The organism is Microcoleus sp. FACHB-68 (assembly GCF_014695715.1).
Lineage (GTDB): Bacteria > Cyanobacteriota > Cyanobacteriia > Cyanobacteriales > Oscillatoriaceae > FACHB-68.
Window position 1 is genome coordinate 270740 of record NZ_JACJOT010000013.1, and the last position, 17659, is coordinate 288398.

At 47.7% G+C, this 17659-nt stretch carries 13 protein-coding genes; 6 read left to right on the plus strand and 7 right to left on the minus strand.

All coding sequences use genetic code 11. The features are described from left to right. Positions 1 to 481: 481 nt before the first annotated feature. Complete coding sequence (locus H6F73_RS18895) at positions 482 to 1690, minus strand: Coenzyme F420 hydrogenase/dehydrogenase, beta subunit C-terminal domain (RefSeq protein ID WP_190760317.1); 1209 nt, start codon at positions 1688 to 1690, stop codon at positions 482 to 484. A 695-nt stretch (positions 1691 to 2385) separates the two neighbouring features. Here H6F73_RS18895 and H6F73_RS18900 point away from each other — a divergent pair. The 3 genes from H6F73_RS18900 (at position 2386) to H6F73_RS18910 (ending at position 5640) form a co-directional block, all read left to right on the plus strand. Next, entirely contained in the window at positions 2386 to 3615 is a 1230-nt protein-coding gene (locus H6F73_RS18900; protein WP_190760318.1) for a glycosyltransferase family 4 protein, read from the plus strand. A gap of 189 nt (positions 3616 to 3804) precedes the next feature. Next, a complete protein-coding gene (locus H6F73_RS18905; protein WP_190760319.1) occupies positions 3805 to 5187 on the plus strand; it encodes a 16S rRNA (cytosine(967)-C(5))-methyltransferase in 1383 nt (460 codons plus the stop codon). A 30-nt stretch (positions 5188 to 5217) separates the two neighbouring features. Further along, positions 5218 to 5640 (plus strand): TerB family tellurite resistance protein, encoded by a 423-nt coding sequence (locus tag H6F73_RS18910; protein ID WP_190760320.1) that lies wholly within the window; start codon positions 5218 to 5220, stop codon positions 5638 to 5640. A 110-nt stretch (positions 5641 to 5750) separates the two neighbouring features. Here H6F73_RS18910 and H6F73_RS18915 read toward each other — a convergent pair whose 3' ends face one another. The 6 genes from H6F73_RS18915 to H6F73_RS18940 form a co-directional block, all read right to left on the minus strand. Continuing rightward, on the minus strand, positions 5751 to 5960 hold the full coding sequence (locus H6F73_RS18915; RefSeq protein WP_347239584.1) for a hypothetical protein: 210 nt from the start codon (positions 5958 to 5960) through the stop codon (positions 5751 to 5753). 321 nt (positions 5961 to 6281) lie between these two features. Next, complete coding sequence (locus H6F73_RS18920; RefSeq protein ID WP_347239585.1) at positions 6282 to 8348, minus strand: penicillin-binding protein 1A; 2067 nt, start codon at positions 8346 to 8348, stop codon at positions 6282 to 6284. Between the two features lie 645 nt (positions 8349 to 8993). Next, positions 8994 to 10013, minus strand: coding sequence for a chlorophyll synthase ChlG (gene chlG / locus H6F73_RS18925; RefSeq protein ID WP_190760322.1), 1020 nt, complete (start codon positions 10011 to 10013; stop codon positions 8994 to 8996). A gap of 82 nt (positions 10014 to 10095) precedes the next feature. Next, positions 10096 to 11193 carry an ArsA family ATPase gene (locus H6F73_RS18930; RefSeq protein WP_190760323.1) on the minus strand — a complete coding sequence of 366 codons (1098 nt, stop codon included), beginning with the start codon at positions 11191 to 11193 and terminating at the stop codon, positions 10096 to 10098. A 182-nt stretch (positions 11194 to 11375) separates the two neighbouring features. Then, the gene (locus H6F73_RS18935; protein ID WP_190760324.1) at positions 11376 to 11579 is read right to left on the minus strand and encodes a DUF2862 domain-containing protein; all 204 of its coding nucleotides are present in this window, start codon (positions 11577 to 11579) and stop codon (positions 11376 to 11378) included. Positions 11580 to 11720: 141 nt separating this feature from the next. Further along, a complete protein-coding gene (locus H6F73_RS18940) occupies positions 11721 to 12953 on the minus strand; it encodes a methionine gamma-lyase family protein (RefSeq protein ID WP_190760325.1) in 1233 nt (410 codons plus the stop codon). A 79-nt stretch (positions 12954 to 13032) separates the two neighbouring features. Between H6F73_RS18940 and H6F73_RS18945 the strand changes: the two genes are divergently transcribed. From H6F73_RS18945 to H6F73_RS18955, 3 genes are all read left to right on the plus strand, one after another. Continuing rightward, positions 13033 to 13890, plus strand: a complete 858-nt coding sequence (locus H6F73_RS18945) for an acyl-CoA desaturase (RefSeq protein WP_190760326.1) — start codon at positions 13033 to 13035, stop codon at positions 13888 to 13890. A 921-nt stretch (positions 13891 to 14811) separates the two neighbouring features. After that, a complete protein-coding gene (locus H6F73_RS18950) occupies positions 14812 to 14970 on the plus strand; it encodes a hypothetical protein (RefSeq protein ID WP_190760327.1) in 159 nt (52 codons plus the stop codon). Between the two features lie 178 nt (positions 14971 to 15148). Continuing rightward, positions 15149 to 17650, plus strand: coding sequence for a calcium-binding protein (locus H6F73_RS18955; protein ID WP_190760328.1), 2502 nt, complete (start codon positions 15149 to 15151; stop codon positions 17648 to 17650). Positions 17651 to 17659 lie beyond the last annotated feature (9 nt).

Here is a 17659-nt window from a genome sequence, read left to right on the forward strand (position 1 = left end):
GAATAACCTTTGTTCACAGTTAATGCTGCGCTCGGTTGTCTGGATGTTTGCTTAGGAGGTGATCGCCTGTCTTATTTTTGTTTAAAGCCTTTCTCTTATCCAAAAGTTTCAATCCAAGGGTCTGTTTCCGTAGAAACACGTACCTGCTCTCTATCACTTATTTTTTTAAACCTGATATTTCCATAAAAATACTTAATTATTATTAAGTAAATACTAACTATTTTTTCCTGAATTCTAAAATTTTTGACAATGACAGGCAGACTCAAACCCTAATGACATTCGATTAAGACTGGTAGCTTAATGGTTACCAACACTGTACATTTGCATTAGATAAATTGTGCCGGCTGAAATTATGAATAACGCACTTCTAATACAGACTTCTGAAACTTTTATCGGTAAGTTTTGTGAGCTTGATACTGGGAATAGGGAGAAGCGTGGAGGGCGAAATGTCACCCTCCACACTTTTATCGCCCTTCCAGCTTTAAGATTCTGGCAATTTATACTGTCCTACAATCCGCTTAGCGTACTCTGGCACATGAGCTTCTAATTTCTCTGGGTGATTGCGCTTCACATATAAATAATTGCGGGTGAAGTGAGAATCGATTGAGAAACGAGCATATTCCAAGCCTTTAGGGCCAATTTTTTCAATGACAATGCCCATCAATTTGGCCGCCCACATGGGCAAAGTTACGCCGTTGTCGTATGCCGGAATGCTTTGCTGTACGGCTTTTTTACGATCTCCTTGAGACATCACCGGCTGCGTATCTAGCTGCTCTTTCACCAAATCTAGCATCTGTTGGCCGGTGTCATTGCGAACCACAATCCACTGCCAGCCAAAAGGCGCACCCATATAGCCAACAACTAAATCTGCCAAGGAATTAACGTAATCAAAACAGCTCATACACGAAGGCGCAAATACGTCTTTTAGCTGGTTAGTTTTGAGGCCAAAAAAAGGTACTTTTTCAATCGAACCGTCTTCGTGTTTGAAGTGAACTTGAAAGTCTTGCATAAATTCGTAATGCACGACTGTTTCAGGAGACCGGCTGGTGGTATCGAGGAATTTTTGCAAGCCGGCGCGACTGACATTATCGACACAAGGCGTACCTAAAACGTAGAGCTTTTCTAAGCCTAGCTGTTTTTCCACAGCCCGCAGTGCTTGAATTTGGCAACCGACACCAATAACCAACAGCCGCTTCATTCCAGATTGCTCGATTTGCTCTAATACTGAAAGATTAGGCGATAGGGTCGGCTTGTTGACTTTGGCTGCAAGCACTTCCTCTGGTGTCCGCGCAATCACCGGCATCGGCCCAAATCGGTCTTCTTTGGTATTCTGAACGCAGACGACGCCTTCAACGATGCCGCGATTCAGCATTTCGCAGGCAATTGAACTAACAATTCCCGTCCACTGTGCTCCTTCAATTGGCTGCTTTTTACGCGCCGCCATCATATCTTGACTGACACCAAAGTACCAATCATCCGGGTTATCCAAATTGCGTGAACGTCCGTGGGCTTCTTCTTCGAGTTCGGCAATATGCTGATGGATAAAAGCGCAGGCTTCCTTGACATAATGCACATAATAGGTGTCGCACAGTCCGCATTCGCTGCACAATTCTTTAGCCGGTCTGCGGCTGGAAGGCTTGAGGGCTTTGGCTTTCTTATGTTTGGCAGAGTCAGGAGTCGTGATGGTCATTGAAACTTGGTTTTTTAAGCTGGGATGACTTCTCTCACAATACCTCAGCGCTCGATCTTGCGATGCATTCGCCTCATTTCTTTGTTTGCGCCGGCTGTATCTGAACGCTCACAACGTCTCGAACCTATTGCGCCGGCTTGAGTTGAGCCGATTTTCTTGTTCATCAAAAACTTAACAAAATTACAACTGCCGTAAGTTTACTGAGCTGTCACAGCACTCTTGAGTTAGGACTTGGTGAAATCCTTTGCCGATAAACCTTGCGGGCGCTGAGGGCAAGGATCGCTCAAGATACCACTGCCGAATGGTTTCAGAATTTATATCTATCTATCACAATATAGAGAACGAGCGATTGCAATTGAGTCTTTGCACTGCGTATTGATTCTTTCAAGCCATGTAATCCGGTTTATAAAGTTCTTGTAAAGAGAATAGCTAAAAACTTCAAAATTCGGTGAAAACTGGGTAATTGTGCAGTTTTGTCAGGAAGTTGTGACATTAATCCGTTAAATTCTAGATACAGTCTGTATATTCCTTAAGTAATTCCACTATAAGTTCAGAGTTAGTGGAACGATTGAGGAACTCTCGCGCATCTACACTCCGTAAAATTCTTGAGAATATTCATCAAAGTCTTGCAGGGTAAAGCTTTGAAGATAGCTCTCAGTTAGTCAAGTCAGTCCATCCCAGCACAGGAGTGAATTATGGTTAGCGCCTCTAAACTCAACAATTTAATTAAAAACGGCAAGAAACAGCCACCTATACAGAATAATCGCGAGGATAGCGCAGTTAAACCAGTCCTCGCGATCGCCAGTCATGAAGGCAACCCGCATAACCCAAAAACTTGGTCAGGTACTTCCAGCAATATTGCTAAAGCACTGGAAGATTTGGGGATTAGTGTTTTAGGTATTAATGCTCATCTCAATAGATATCAGAAACGGGCTTGTACGCTGATTCACCAGATGTCTGGACTAGGCAGCGACTTTTGGGGAGGGCCGGTTTTTCGGGGTGAAAGTGGGAAAATTATCCAGCGTCAAGTCAAAGCTTTAGGTTGTAAAAAAGTTCTGCACATGGGGCAACTATCGCTTCCCATGCCGAAGATTAATCCCGGTGTTGAACACTATTTGGTGTGTGACAGAACTCGAAATTTGTGGAATAAACGTTCCAATCTTGAGGGCTACACGCCAAAAATGCTAAAAATTGCTGAGCGTTTGGAGTGGGAATCTTTCGCTCAAATCAAGCACTTTTTCCCTTTGTCTCAATACGTCCGCGATAACCTGATCGATTATTACCAAATTGACCCCAGCCGAATTACCGTAATTAACACCGGCAGAGGCAGCCTTCAACCTTTTTATGGGGAAAAAGACTACAAAAACGGTCATATCTTATTTGTTGCAAAAGATCGTTTTGAAGCAAAAGGTGGCCCTTTACTCCTTGAAGGGTTTAAAATTGCTCAACAGAAAAATCCATCCCTGAAACTGGTAATTGTCGGTCAAGAAAACTACAAACATTTAAATGGAGTTATTCCTAACCTGACAGTTCACGGGTTTATTCCTTGGGGGGAAGAACTGCAAAATTTGTTCAATACAGCGGCTTTATTTGCAATGCCGGCAATCAATGAAGCCTGGGGATTAGTTTATTTGGAAGCTTTGGCAACTAAAAACCCAATCTTGGCACTCAATCGCACTTCTTTGCCGGAAATTACGCAAAATGGAAAATATGGGTTTTTGATGGATGAGCAAACACCCGAAAGAATGGCAGAGTTACTGCTAGACACGTTTTCTGATCCTGAAAGATTGCAGAAAATGGGGGCTGCCGGTCAGAAGCATTGTCTCGAATCTTATTCATGGCAACAAACGGCTAGCAAAATTGCCAGCGTGATGCTAGATATTCCCGCTTCAAAGTTGAAAGCAAAAGAGTTCACTTTGGTTTGAAAATCAAACTTTTGCTGTTGAACTTAAAAACAGAAATATTCGTTTTTGAGCTAGATTGACTTCGCTGTAAAAAGTCGTAAATTAACATTTTTAGCTCGTTGGTAAACTCACCAACGGGCTTTTTGCTGAGGTTGCCATCAAGCGAAGCCGGTGATCAACTGAGTTGAATGATGTCGCATACTGGTTAATATGCACAATTCACGTCAACTCGCATTTCTCGCACTCCGGGATGTACACCGGCAGGGTGCTTTTACCGATGTTGCCCTTGACAAATGGCTGCAAAAAGCCAGCGCTGGGGCAGAACCTCCGATGCCGGCTGATCGGCGATTAGCCACGGAAATCGTCTATGGTTGTGTCAGAAGACAGCGGACTCTTGATGCTCTCATCGACCAACTCGCTAAAAAGAAAGCTGATCGGCAACCGCCTGATCTCCGCACAATTTTGCACATTGGGTTGTACCAACTGCGCTATCTAACTCAGATTCCTGCCGCAGCGGCAGTTGATACCACGGTGCAGCTAGCTAAGCAAAATTCATTAACAGGTCTTTCAGGATTTGTCAATGGGTTGCTGCGGCAATACTTACGTCTTCTCCAAGATGAAGCCGGCACTGAGGATTCCTCGTTTCAAAACGATCCACTGCAACTGCCGGCAGATCCGCTACAGCGTTTGGGCGTCTTGCACAGTTATCCCGACTGGATGATTCAAAGTTGGCTAGACAGATTGGGTTTTGCAGAAACAGAACAGCTCTGTGAGTGGTTCAACACTTCCCCAACCATTGATCTGCGTGTTAATATCTTACGCTCCTCGATAGAAGAAGTGGAGGCAGCGCTGCAAAGCGCCGGCGTGCCGATCAGTCGCGTCCCCCATTTACCGCAAGCCTTAAGATTAACCAGTGGTGCCGGTGCGATTCAAAATTTGCCGGGATTTAGTGAAGGATGGTGGACTGTTCAAGATAGCAGCGCCCAGATGGTTAGCTATTTGCTCGACCCACAACCGGGAGACGTGGTAATTGATGCGTGCGCCGCACCCGGAGGCAAAACAACCCACATCGCAGAATTGATGGGCGACACCGGCACGATTTGGGCGTGTGATCGAGCGAATTCCCGACTTAAAAAAGTTAAAGAAAATGCTGAGCGGATCGGGCTAAAATCAATTCAAATTTGTGCCGGCGACAGTCGCAACTTTCCCCAATTTACTCATTTAGCCAACCGTGTCTTACTCGATGCCCCGTGTTCGGGTTTGGGAACCCTACACCGGCGAACCGATGCCCGGTGGCGTCAGACACCGGAAAACATCCAAGAACTCTCTCAACTTCAGGGACAACTGCTTGAACAAGTTGCCGGCTGGGTTAAAACCGGCGGCGTTCTGGTTTATGCGACGTGCACCGTGCATCCCTTGGAAAATGAACAGGTTATTGAAACATTTCTAGGGCGTCATTCTAACTGGAATATTGAGCTGCCGGCTGCAAATTTTCCCGTTCCACCCACCCCAGAAGGTTGGGTGAAAGTTTGGCCCCACCGCTATCAAATGGACGGGTTTTTTATGGTGCGATTGAAGCGTGAAAAAGACTGAACAAACACACAGGTTTGCGGGAAAACAACAATGGCAGACAACTCTAGTGCCAAACAACTCGTCAAAATCCTGATTGGTGCCGCTTGGATTGACGGGCAAATCCAGCCAGAAGAACGCAGACATCTCCAGCAGGTGGCTAAAGACAAGGGTTTCGCTGACGATGCCGAGATTCAGCTACTGCTGTTTGAATTCAGAACTGTAGAGCCAAAAGAGTGCTACCAGTGGATTAGAGAATATCTGGGCGAACACCCCACATCTGAAGACTTTCACGACTTAATTGAAGCGATTAACGCGGTTGTTTATAGCGATGGGTTGGTAGCGATGGAAGAAGCAAGGCTTCTGACAAACATTAAGCTGATCGATCCTGCCAGCGCTTCATCTGAGCCGGCCTTCAATAACGTATTAAAAGCCGTTCAACAGCTTTACCAGCGCTGGCTTGGCTATCAAAATTAATAACCTTACAAGCGAGGGCGGTCTTTGTAGATCGAGTGCGCCCTCTCACTAAAACGCACCCCAGCGCTCAATCGCTGAGCGTGGGGCGAAAATTACAAATAAACTCAAGTTCACCGTTTCGGTTCACCAACACCTGGGGTTTCTTCTTTTTTGACTTTAGGCACAATATCAGGACGCTCTTTATCTTCCCAGCCGGGTGGACGCTTGGAGTTATACCATGCAACCGAGCCAATTGTAACAGCAGCAATAAATCCGACTACATAGACCAAGGTAAAAGAGAGTGGAAAACTCTCAGCACCCGTACCGACACTGACATCCATTAAGACGTTCATAAATGATAAATCCTCTTAGTAATCGCAAAATTAGTATAACCAGCTATTAGGGTTCTTCGATTCTTCCATTAGACAGAAAAAGTTAGTACAACCGGCAAAGCGATCCCGTTTGAGGGGCTTACCCTTCAAAGCATAGCGAGTTGGAGCAGGCCAGAGAGGAAGCGGGAAAAGATATAATCCAGAGCGGTCTTTTACTCATTGGCAGCCAGTAGAAATCCAGGCAGGAGGGAGCGAACATCCCCCCTAACCGCTCAAATTGAAATGGGCACAAGAGAACTTTGCCGGCTATTGAGGCAGGGGTTCACAACCTTACTGAGGTGGATAATAGTCTTGGGATGCCGGCTGCTCGTAATAATTCCCTGAACTTTCTGGAGCTGAGTTACCTTGATCGTAGTATTGCCCGGAGTTATAGCCCGGATCAGGGTTGCTGTAACCTGTGTTGGAGTTGGGCTGAGGGGGTGGGGCCGGCAGCGGCAGCGTAATCATTTCAGCATTCACCGGCTTCGCTTTAATACTGGCTTGACGACCTTCGATTTCTGGCAGTTCTGGGAATTCTTCTATCGGCATTCCTTCCACCGCTTTGGACATAAACTCGCGCCAAGTAAACGCAGCGGTGCCACTTGTCCCCCAAGTCGGGTAGCTGTCATCATTGCCCAGCCATACCCCCGTTACCAATTGGGGGATATAGCCAATAAACCAGAGGTCACGGGCTTCCTCAGAGGTGCCGGTTTTCCCAGCCACTTGCCGATCGGCCAGTTGTGCCGGCGCGCCAGTGCCGTTTTGCACCACTCTTTCCAGCATCCAAGTCATCAGCGCCGCCGAATCTTTGTCCACCACCCGTTTCTGTTTTAAATTCCCATCGTAGAGAACTTTACCCCGCCCGTCTGTCACCTTGGTAATGCCGTGGGCTTCCATAAAGTTACCTTGGGCTGCCAGAGTTCCGTAGCCGTTGGTGAGTTCTAACAAGTTCACCTCAATCGCACCGAGGGCTAGGGCGTAGTAAGGCTTGAGTTCTGTTTTAATCCCCATGTCACGGGCGAGTTTGATCGTCGGTTCAAACCCCACATCTGCCAACACCTTCACGGCAACAATATTAATCGAAGAGGTGAGGGCATCCATCATGGAAGTCCAACCGCGATAGGTTTTGCCGTAGTTCTGGGGTTTGTACCCATCAATCGACAGCGGTGCGTCTAGGTAACCATCGTAGGGAGAGAAGCCGGCTGCTATCGCAGCTGTATAGACAAATCCTTTAAACGTGGAACCTGGCTGCCGCTGAGCCTGAGTGGCGCGGTTGAATTGGCTCGTTTCAAAATCATTTCCCCCAACCAGTGCCTTAATTTCACCATTACGGGGGTCAATGGACACTAAAGCCGCTTGCTCAAATCCTTGAGCCGGCCCGTCCAGTTCAATCGCATCTTTGACCACTTTTTCGGCAATTTTCTGCCACTTGCGGTTGAGCGTTGTCTCCACCGTCAGACCACCCATTTCAATGGACTCTGTTGAGACATACCGGGGCAGTTGCTGCTTGATGTAGGTTGTAAAGTAGGCAGACTCGATCTGAAGACGCTTGGGTATTTTGGGATTGAGCTTCAGGGGGCTGTTAATCGCTGCATCCGCCTCTGCTGCGGTAATAAACCCCGCCTCCTGCATTTCCCGCAATACGATATCGCGGCGATCTTGTGCCACTTTCGCATTCACTAAGGGAGAGTATTCCGTGGGGGCTGGAGGCAAGCCGGCAATCGTGGCCATTTCTGCTAAGGTCATTTCGTCCACTTGTTTGCCGAAATAAACCCAGGCCGCGTCGGCCACCCCATAAGCGCCTGAACCCAAATAAACGAGGTTGAGGTAGCGTTCTAAAATCTGTTCTTTTTTCATCTCTCGCTCAATTTTTCGAGCGAGTAAGGCTTCACGAATTTTGCGTTCTGCACTCGGATCTTGATTGAGGAATACAATCCGAGCCAATTGTTGCGTGATTGTACTGCCCCCTTGCACGACATCTCTGGCCAATACGTTCAAGACACTTGCTCTCAGAATGCCTTGAAAATCTACACCTTCGTGCTTGTAAAAGCGCCGGTCTTCGATGGCAATAAATGCTTCAACCAACTTGGGAGGGATTTCTTCAATTTGTAGCTTTTCTCGCGTTGCCTCCCCCATTTGTTCTAAGATTGCGCCGTCTGCGGCTTTGATCGTCAGGGTTTTTCCGCGAACAAAGGTTAATATTTCTGAGGTTGCCGGTAAGCTGCGCTCCAAAGAATGCAAACCCACGCCTACAGCCAGCGCCCCACTTCCCACACCGACCAAACCGAGACCAATCCAAAATGAGCGCCGCTGGTGTAAAGGTTTCTCGCGCAGGCTCTTTTGAGCTGCCTTCGCGATTGGCCCTATCGGTTTGAGTGTGGTGGCCAGTTTCGTCACCAATGGCGTTTCGCGAATTGCCTGAAGCCTCTTTTTCAACAAAGATGAACCCGGAGTCTTTGCGGCTTCTGGTTCTTGAGGCGCTTGTTCTTGATGGGCTACAGATGACTCAGGCGTGCTTTCCGGTTCTGGTTCTTGATGTTGTCGTTCTTGATGTTGAATTTCTGGTTCTTGAGCTTCCAGCCTATCTAGCGCTGGATCTTCATGAACAAAGCTGGGTTTTCCAGCCTCAATTCCAGTAGAGCTTTTGCTCTTTGTGGATATATCCTTGAGTTTTGAGAGAAACTTTGACACAACAGACCCTCACACACCACCAGATGATTCAGCCCTATTAACCCTTCGCTTGAGCCATTGGAAGGATACACCAACAATATCCTCTCCGCAACGGTAGGCTAGAACTTCTCTACTCAAGTTGCAGACACCACCCCAAACAAAGCCAAACAAAGACTAACTACATTCGCTTTATTTTAGACCGGGAAATCGAAAATTGCGCTTTTGCTGTCAATTGTTCCCATTTAGGGTTCAGCGAATAATGGTTTGTCTAACTAGCCTGTTAAGAGGCTCTGACAACTCTACTTACAGCTGAACCCAGAGGGATCAGAACATTTAAACAAAGGCACGTCCCAAGGCTATAGCGGTAAAGAGCATTCCAAAGACGAGGAAAGGTTGAGCGCTTGCCTGATATTTAACATCATTTTCCAGGGGATTCCGCAGAAAATACATATCCTGGAAAGTAATTTGAGGAATAATCAGCAACACCAGAATCACGGCGTAGAGGTTTTGGTGAATGCTGACCAAGTAAGCGGCGATTCCTGCTTGAAAGACATCAATCATCATCACGCAGATCCAAGCGGCTGTGGTAATGCCAAACATCACCGGCAGCGATTGTAAGCCAAGCTGCCGGTCGCCTTCAACGCTTTTAAAGTCGTTGACAACGGCAATTCCCAGGCCGGCCAAACTGTAGAATAAGGTCAAAATCATGATCGTGGGATTAAGATCGCCAAATAAGGCGTGGCCGGTCCACCAAGGCAGGGCAATGTAACTGGCACCCAGGGCGTAGTTACCCAACCAGCCGTTTTTCTTGAGCTTTAGGGGTGGGGCCGAATAAATATAAGCCAAAAAAGATCCGCCAAGGGCGATGGCGGTGATGGTGGGGAATTCATGGCCGGCCCACACATCTAAGGCATAAGCTAAGCCAATTCCCGCTACTAATAACACCAAAATTTGGGTGATGACTTGAGGAATTGAGATAATACCCGATGGAATGGGGCGGTACGGTTCGTTGATGGCGTCAATTTCGCGGTCGTAAAAATCATTGAGGGTTTGGGTGTAACCCACCAATATAGGGCCAGACAGCAGCATACAAGCCGCTGCTATTAGCACATTTTCCAGTGTCCAGGTGAACCGGCCCGAAGAAGCCGCCCCACACAGCACACCCCAAATCAGGGGTATCCAGGTGATCGGTTTCATTAGCTGCAAGCGAATCTTCCAGATGGAGGTTTCGCCACCGGCAGCGCCTTTCATGCCTAATAGTTGTCTGGTTTTAGCGCTGCGATCTGTCTGGGTTGCTGCTGCGTCGGCAGCCCCCTCGGCTTGATTTGGCGAAGAAGTTGGAGGATTAGACATTGGGGAATTGGGGAGTTGAGGAATGGGAAGCCGGGACTAGGGGATGTGATCTCCCAATCTCGGCCCTCTAAACGACTGATTGCTAGGCAAATGAGACAATTAAGGATTGATTTTGAAACTTAGCTCCTTTGACTTGTCTGCCTTTCAACTCTGGGGGGAGGAAGATGTTGCGCCGCTGATCACCGGCTTCTATGGTGACTTCTGGGCCGTACTGAGTCAGTTTGACTTGCTTTTTGTCAAAACCGGGCAGAAATAGGCTGACGGTGCGCTCAGCAACGTTAATGGTGATCGGTTTAGGTACGCTGCCGGCCTTGCTGAAATCTGGCAGGGCATCTATTAGCGGTTGCCAGTTATCATCGCTACACAAGGGAACTGAGCTGATTGGCAGCGGATCGAATTCGCCTGCCAACGTATCGGCTGCCGGCACTTGATTCAGGATCGCCCCTCCAACGCTTAGCCCGACTTGTTGGGCGCTGCCCCAGAGGTAACGGGCGGTGGCGATGGCTGCTTGGCTGCCGGTAGTGACTAAGTAAGCAGTGACTTGGTTCGGATCGGCGACTGCGTCCTTCCACTTATCCAGCACTTTGTTAAATTCCTGAGTGGGTTGGGAAAAGTTATCCCCCGACCAATCTACATTCAGAACAGAACTGGTGACAGGTTGGATAAAGGGCGATAAGGTTTTGCCCAAGTCGGAATCGGCAAATACCTGACGAAACCGGCGGATATACCAGCTAACAATTTCTGGGGAACCCAGCATTCGCAAGGTAGTTTGATCGCCGGTGCCATCGTAGATAATTACGTCATACTGGCCGCTGCTGTCATACTCACGGATGGCATTCAAAATTAAGATACTATCCATCCCTGGCACGACCCCTAATTCTTGGCCAAAAACGGCTTTGAAGAAAGGTGTGCGGACATATTGCGCTTCTAGTTTTTTTACCTCTTCCCAACCCCGTTCTAGTAGCACAGATGTCTGAAACTGCACTGCTTTTAGGTTTGGGGCGATCTCTTGCGGATCTGGCCCAATAGCTTCTCCAAGCAGTATACCCAGCCCTGGCCCAGGGTCAGAGCCGGCAAGTAGCACTCGCTGCCCAAGGCTGGCAAATTTCTTGGCAGCGGCAATTGCAATGGTGGTTCGGCCTGTGCCGCCTTTACCCAAAAATGTTAAAAACCGGGCCATGTTTATTCCCTATGCTGACAGCATCCAACGATATCGAGTGCAGCACTCAAAAATCCAAGTTTTCCTTATGTTAGCGGTCGCTTTGGATGTGTGCCACACTCCGGCTTAACTGTCGTTTGTCGTTTGTCCTTGGTCTGTTGGGCGCTACTTTTGACAAACGACAAATGACGGCTGGCATCTAACTACTGTTGTAGCGGTTCTAGTTCGTCTTCAAAGAACCAGGTGGAAAATTTGTCATCAAACCGGACAAATACTCCAACGCCGCTGCCATCCACCATTTTAAATTGTTCGATGGTGCCGACTGGATTCTGCTTGAGCTTGCCGACTACGTTGGCCGGCAGCCGGTCTCTCAGACGGCACACTCTCACTCTCTGACCTATTTCCATTCCGACTCCTAGTGATAGACCATTCCAAAGTTTATCAGCGGGTGTATAGAATTGTATCGATAAATTGGCATCTGTATGTTTTGTGGGGAATTGCCGGCAGATCGGGGATTGGGGGCGGATGAGCTGCGGCAATGAATAAAATTAATCTTTCTTGCCAATCACTTCTATGGCAGCTTCCAGGGCAATGGCGACATGAGTCCAGTGTGTGCCCCCCTGGCAGAAGACAATATAAGGCTCCCGCAGCGGCCCATCGGCTGAAAATTCCGAGGTACTGCCATCGATAAATGTGCCGCCGGCCATCACCAACTGGCTTTCATACCCTGGCATCGGTGCCGGCACGGGGTCAAGATAGGAACCCACGGGGGAATGCTGCTGAATGGCGCGGCAAAAGGCAATTAATTTTTCAGGGGTTCCCAGCTGAATGGCTTGGATGACATCCCGGCGCGGTGCCATTGGGGGCGGATTCACGGGATATCCCAGCTTGTCGAAAACATAGCCGGTGAGGTGATTGCCTTTCATGGCTTCCCCAACCATTTGAGGGGCTAAAAATAATCCTTGCATTAACAATCTGTTACAATCAAAGGTAGCGCCGCCGCTACTGCCTATTCCGGGGGCTGTGAGCCGGCACGCGGCTGCTTCGACCAAGTCCGCTCGACCGGCAATGTAACCACCGCTAGGAACGATGGTGCCGCCGGGATTTTTAATTAATGAGCCGGCAATCAAATCAGCACCGACTGCCGGGGGTTCCCGTTCTTCTATAAATTCCCCGTAACAGTTATCGACAAAGCACACCGTTTGGGGATTTTGCCCCTTGATAATCTTGACAATCTTTTCAATATCTGATATTGACAAGCTCGGACGCCAAGAATATCCGCAAGAGCGCTGGATCAAAGCCAAACGGGTTTTCTCGGTGACAGCAGATGCCAAAGCTTGCCAGTCAATGGTGCCGGTGTTGGCTAAGGGGAGTTGCCGGTATGTCACGCCAAAATCCATGAGTGATCCTTGGCCAGACCCCCGCAATCCAATGACTTCTTCTAATGTGTCATAAGGAGGGCCGGCAACCGCCAGCATTTCATCCCCCGGACGGAGCACGCCATACAGGGCGCAGGCGATAGCATGAGTGCCAGAGACAAACTGCACTCGCACTGCAGCAGCCTCAGCGCCCATGACCTCAGCAAACACACGATCTAACGTTTCTCGCCCCAAATCATCGTGACCATAGCCGGTGACGCCGGCAAAATGGTGAACCCCGACACGATGAACCCGAAAGGCATCCAACACGCGTTTGAGATTTTGCTTGACCTGAGCGTCAATTCCAGAAAAAATCGGAGACAGTGCCTTTTCTGCTGCCTGTAGCTGCTGAATGCTATCCATTAACCCCTCGCCGGCCATCTAGGTGCGCGGAGTTCATTATGGCGCAGATTGGGTCAAATAGTTCGCACAAAATATCTTCATGACGATCGCACCTTTAAAACAAGAACAGACTTTACAAGAAACGCCGCTTCGCCCCAAGTGGACGGTGATCATCTTCATGGCAGTCGTCCACCTCGCTGCTCTTTTAGCGTTCTTGCCCAGTAACTTTAGCTGGGCAGCAGTGGGAGTCGCCGTTTTCCTTCACTGGGTAACGGGTGGCTTGGGCATTACTCTGGGTTTCCATCGCCTCGTGACTCACCGTAGTTTCCAGACTCCCAAGTGGCTGGAGTATTTTCTAATTTTCTGCGGTTCCCTCACTTGCCAAGGCGGCGTGACTGATTGGGTGGGGCTACACCGAATGCACCACTTGCACTCGGATCAGGAGAAAGATCCCCATGATTCCAACAAGGGCTTTTTGTGGAGTCACATGACTTGCTGGTTCTATCACATTCCAGCCGATAAAGAAGTTGATCGCTTTACCAAAGATATTGCTGATGACAAAGTTTATCAGTTTTTAAACAAGTATTTTTTCCCGCTTCAAATTGGTTTAGGCGTTTTGCTTTACTTTTTGGGAGAAGCCTATTCTCCAGGGTTAGGCTGGTCATTTGTTGTTTGGGGTATCTTTGTTCGCTTGGTTGTAGTTTTTCACTGCACTTGGTTTGTGAACAGCGCCACTCATAAATTCGGCTACCGCACCTTTGACTCTGATGATAAATCTACCAATTGTTGGTGGGTGGCTTTAGTGACTTATGGTGAAGGCTGGCACAACAATCACCACGCTTGTCAATATTCTGCCCGTCACGGTCTGCAATGGTGGGAAATTGATTTAACGTGGATGACGATTCAATTTTTGCAAGCCCTCGGTTTAGCCACTAAGGTGAAATTAGCCGACAAGTAGTTCATAACGAATGGCTAATAGACAGTTGAGTGGGTATTTCTTGTGTAGAGAAACCCACTCTATTTTTTTGTTTGTTTCAAGGGATAATTCTCTATGTAGGCCTGACTATCCGCTGGTTATCATTTATGGTTTTACAAACTTTAAATTTTGAACGATAACGGAAGATTAAAGTATCAAGGGTTTCTATTTTTTATTGAATTAGATAAAAATATCATTTTATAAATTAACGGTTATAAAATTTTTGGCCAAGATGAAGTTAGCTTTTTCTAAATAGATTATCCGTTTATACGAAATTAGTAAATTGTATTATTTTTTGTCTGTTGTTCGCAATGTGCCGGTGAAAAAAAGTCAGTTCTTTTCTGACATAATTGCAAAAATCCTCCTTTTGGGGGATTTTGTATCAATATTTACAAATTAGAAATAGATTAGCTTAAGTACCAGGCTTAAGGTAGTGATTGGCAAAAAAGTCAATTGAGCCGGTGCATCCTTAATGATAAGCACAGAGTCCGCTCTCTCTACTCTGGGGATCTTGTCAAGCCCTCTTCAATGGCAATCCCATTGATTAAGCCTCTGTATAAAACAACCAAAGTCAGTTGATTTCAAATAAAACCTAGACAAGTCTTAGTTAATAGCTAGGGCGAATTTTTGCCAGAGTTTGACAACATTCTGCTAATCGTCTGTTTTTATATAAGTTCAAATACCTGCCTTAGTCAGATAAATAAGGTGGCCCTCAGAAAATGCATAATATAGATCGTAAAAGTTAAAAAGTTTTATAATAAAAATTCTAAAATCCATCTAATCTAAAAAGCTTTTTATTATTAAGAATAAAGTTTTTAAACTTCAGCTTTAGCTATAGCAATCCTAAATTAATTATCAGATTTATAGTAACCGAAATGCAAGCACAGCAAGCTTTTGGGGGCGGTGAGCCTTGAACAAAGCTCTAGGATTGCTAAAGCAATGGCTGAATGTTTAAGAAAAGAAATGCCAATTTGGCAGCTTATCAATAAATCAAAGCGCCATAATGATAATGGCTGGGCAGCCGATAAAATAAAAAGCAAGGCTAAAGCTCAATATCTATAATAATTTAAAGATTTAGATAGAGGATTTTAGCAAAACCTTTAAGGATTAAAGAAGATTGTGTAAAGTTTCCTAGTTTAAGTTGCAATTGATTAACAAACAAACAGAAAATTATCTCATTAGGGTGCAGCTACAGAACTGATGAACAGAGCGATTTATTAAGAAATAAAAGAGGAAAAATATGACAGTTTACACAGGTACTGCGGGTAATGACTACTTTATAGGTGGAGAGGAAGATGATTCTTTATTTGGATATGCCGGCGATGACACCCTAGATGGGGGAGGTGGCAATAACTATATAGAAGGAGGTGCCGGTAATGACAGTCTTAGAGGTGGTGATGGCAATGACTTTCTCGATGGCGGGGAAGGTGATGACACCGTATTTGCCGGCGATGGCTTTGGTGACGCCACTGTTATTGGCGGAGGCGGCAATGACTCGCTCAAAGGCGGTTATGGCAATGACACCCTAGATGGCGGCATTGGCAATGACACTATATTTGCCGGCGATGGCTATGCTATGGCCACCGTTATTGGCGGGGAAGGTAATGACTGGCTATACGCTCTAGTCGGCGACAACTACTTTGATGCCGGCACCGGCAATGACACAGTTGTGGGTGGGGACCACGATGGCTCTATTAAGGGAGGAGAGGGCGATGACTCGCTCGATGGCGAACGGGGGAATGACACCATAGATGGGGAAGCCGGCAACGACATACTGAGAGGAACGTACCTCAACGGCGGAGAGGGCAATGACTTGCTTTCTATCAGTGTTGGTGGTGCTGATGGCATTTTCTATGGCGGAGCGGGGAACGACACCTTCTATGACGGAGAAGGTTTTCACCAGATGTATGGCGAAGACGGTGACGATTGGCTGCTTGTTGGCCCTAGCGCTAGGGGTGGCTTCCTTGATGGCGGCAATGGCAATGACTGGATCGAAAGCGAGGGTGGCAGAGGCAGTATTACCGGCTTGGGTGGTGAAGGCAATGACACACTGCTCAGCGGTCTCGGTAATGACTCTTTAGATGGCGGGAATGGAAATGACTTGCTGTTTTTTAATGGGTATGGCGGGATCGGTTTGAGCACTAATAATACCCTCATCGGAGGAGCCGGCGATGACACACTGGTTGACGAGCAGCAGAGGAGCTACCTCGATGCTGGGGATGACAATGACTTGCTTTATAGCAGGGGATTCGACAGCACCCTCAATGGAGGAGCCGGCGATGATACCCTCGATAGCAATGGAGGTAACTTACTGGACGGGGGAGAGGGCAATGACTTGCTTTATAGCAGCGGCTATGGCAATAACAACCTGATCGGAGGAGCCGGCGATGATACCCTCAGTAGCTATGGCAGTAACTTACTGGACGGGGGAGAGGGCAATGACTTGGTTTATAGCAATTTTTATGGTGGTAATAACACTCTCATGGGAGGAGCCGGCAATGACAAGCTTATCGGAGACATTAATTCTGAGTTGCTTGAGGGTGGGGAAGGCAATGACTATATCGTCGGCGATTCGGGTTACTATGCCTTTGATCGTGACACCCTAAGAGGCGGAGGGGGTAATGATTTTCTCGATGGGGGAAGTGGCAGTGACTCGCTCGAAGGCGGGGACGGCAATGACACCCTAAACGGTGGAACTGATGGCGATGATACTCTCGATGGGGGAGCCGGCAATGACATTTTAAGAGGAGCCAGCGGAGGGGAGGCCGGTGGTCAGGCCACAATTTATGGCGCACAGGGCGATGACATTATCTATGGCAGCTCTTCAAAGCATAGTTCCAATGACTACTTGGATGGCGGCACCGGCAATGACACGATCGTTGGCTATGGTAGTAGTTTTGGCACAAGCTATGCAACCCTAATCGGTGGTGAGGGTAATGACTCTCTCGTGACAGGGGTGAATTACGGTGTGAGCAACCTGGATGGCGGTGCCGGCAATGATACTCTCATCGGTTCCTATGGCGATGACTACTTGCAAGGGGGAGCCGGCAATGACACTATCGAGGGCGGCTATAGCAACGATACCCTGATTGGCGGCCCTGGACTCGACAGCCTCAGTGGCAGTTTTGGCAACGATCTCTACATCGTTGAAAATGCCAACGAAATTATCAAAGAAAACTTGGATGCCGGCAAGGATAGCGTCGAGTCTAGCGTCAGCTTCACCTTGGGGGCCAACCTCGAAAACCTTATCCTAACGGGCACAGCCACAATTAACGGCACCGGCAACGCCCTTGACAATATCATCACCGGCAATGAAGCGAACAACGTCCTCAATGGTCGTGATGGCAACGATACCTTGATTGGGGGTGCCGGCAACGACAACTTAATTGGCGGCAATGGCAGGGACTGGTTGATTGGGGGAACCGGCAACGATGCGCTTACCCTGGGTAGCGATCAGGTCACTGACACCGTTGTTTATGCTACCGGGGATGGAAGTGATACGCTGAATCAATTTCTCCGGGGTGCTGGGGGTGATGCGATCGCATTTATTGACATTGCTGCGATTGATGTTGTCAAGAGTGGCAGCAGCACACAATTGCGTTTAGCCGATGGCATTTCTGGCAATAGCGGCTTTGGCAGTGGACAGGTGCTGCTAACTCTGGTGGGAAGCACGGGTTTCAATGCCGGCAATATGAGTGAGAATGTCGCATCTGAGAACACAGCGCAGTTCTTCTTTAGCTAACGATATCTG

Bases quoted from the DNA above. Each gene is read 5' to 3' on its own strand.
- chlG (WP_190760322.1), bottom strand. From the start codon at position 10,013: ATGTCTAATCCTCCAACTTCTTCGCCAAATCAAGCCGAGGGGGCTGCC.
- H6F73_RS18915 (WP_347239584.1), bottom strand. From the start codon at position 5,960: ATGGATGTCAGTGTCGGTACGGGTGCTGAGAGTTTTCCACTCTCTTTT.
- H6F73_RS18900 (WP_190760318.1), top strand. From the start codon at position 2,386: ATGGTTAGCGCCTCTAAACTCAACAATTTAATTAAAAACGGCAAGAAA.
- H6F73_RS18895 (WP_190760317.1), bottom strand. From the start codon at position 1,690: ATGACCATCACGACTCCTGACTCTGCCAAACATAAGAAAGCCAAAGCC.
- H6F73_RS18955 (WP_190760328.1), top strand. From the start codon at position 15,149: ATGACAGTTTACACAGGTACTGCGGGTAATGACTACTTTATAGGTGGA.
- H6F73_RS18930 (WP_190760323.1), bottom strand. From the start codon at position 11,193: ATGGCCCGGTTTTTAACATTTTTGGGTAAAGGCGGCACAGGCCGAACC.
- H6F73_RS18905 (WP_190760319.1), top strand. From the start codon at position 3,805: ATGCACAATTCACGTCAACTCGCATTTCTCGCACTCCGGGATGTACAC.
- H6F73_RS18935 (WP_190760324.1), bottom strand. From the start codon at position 11,579: ATGGAAATAGGTCAGAGAGTGAGAGTGTGCCGTCTGAGAGACCGGCTG.
- H6F73_RS18945 (WP_190760326.1), top strand. From the start codon at position 13,033: ATGACGATCGCACCTTTAAAACAAGAACAGACTTTACAAGAAACGCCG.
- H6F73_RS18910 (WP_190760320.1), top strand. From the start codon at position 5,218: ATGGCAGACAACTCTAGTGCCAAACAACTCGTCAAAATCCTGATTGGT.
- H6F73_RS18940 (WP_190760325.1), bottom strand. From the start codon at position 12,953: ATGGATAGCATTCAGCAGCTACAGGCAGCAGAAAAGGCACTGTCTCCG.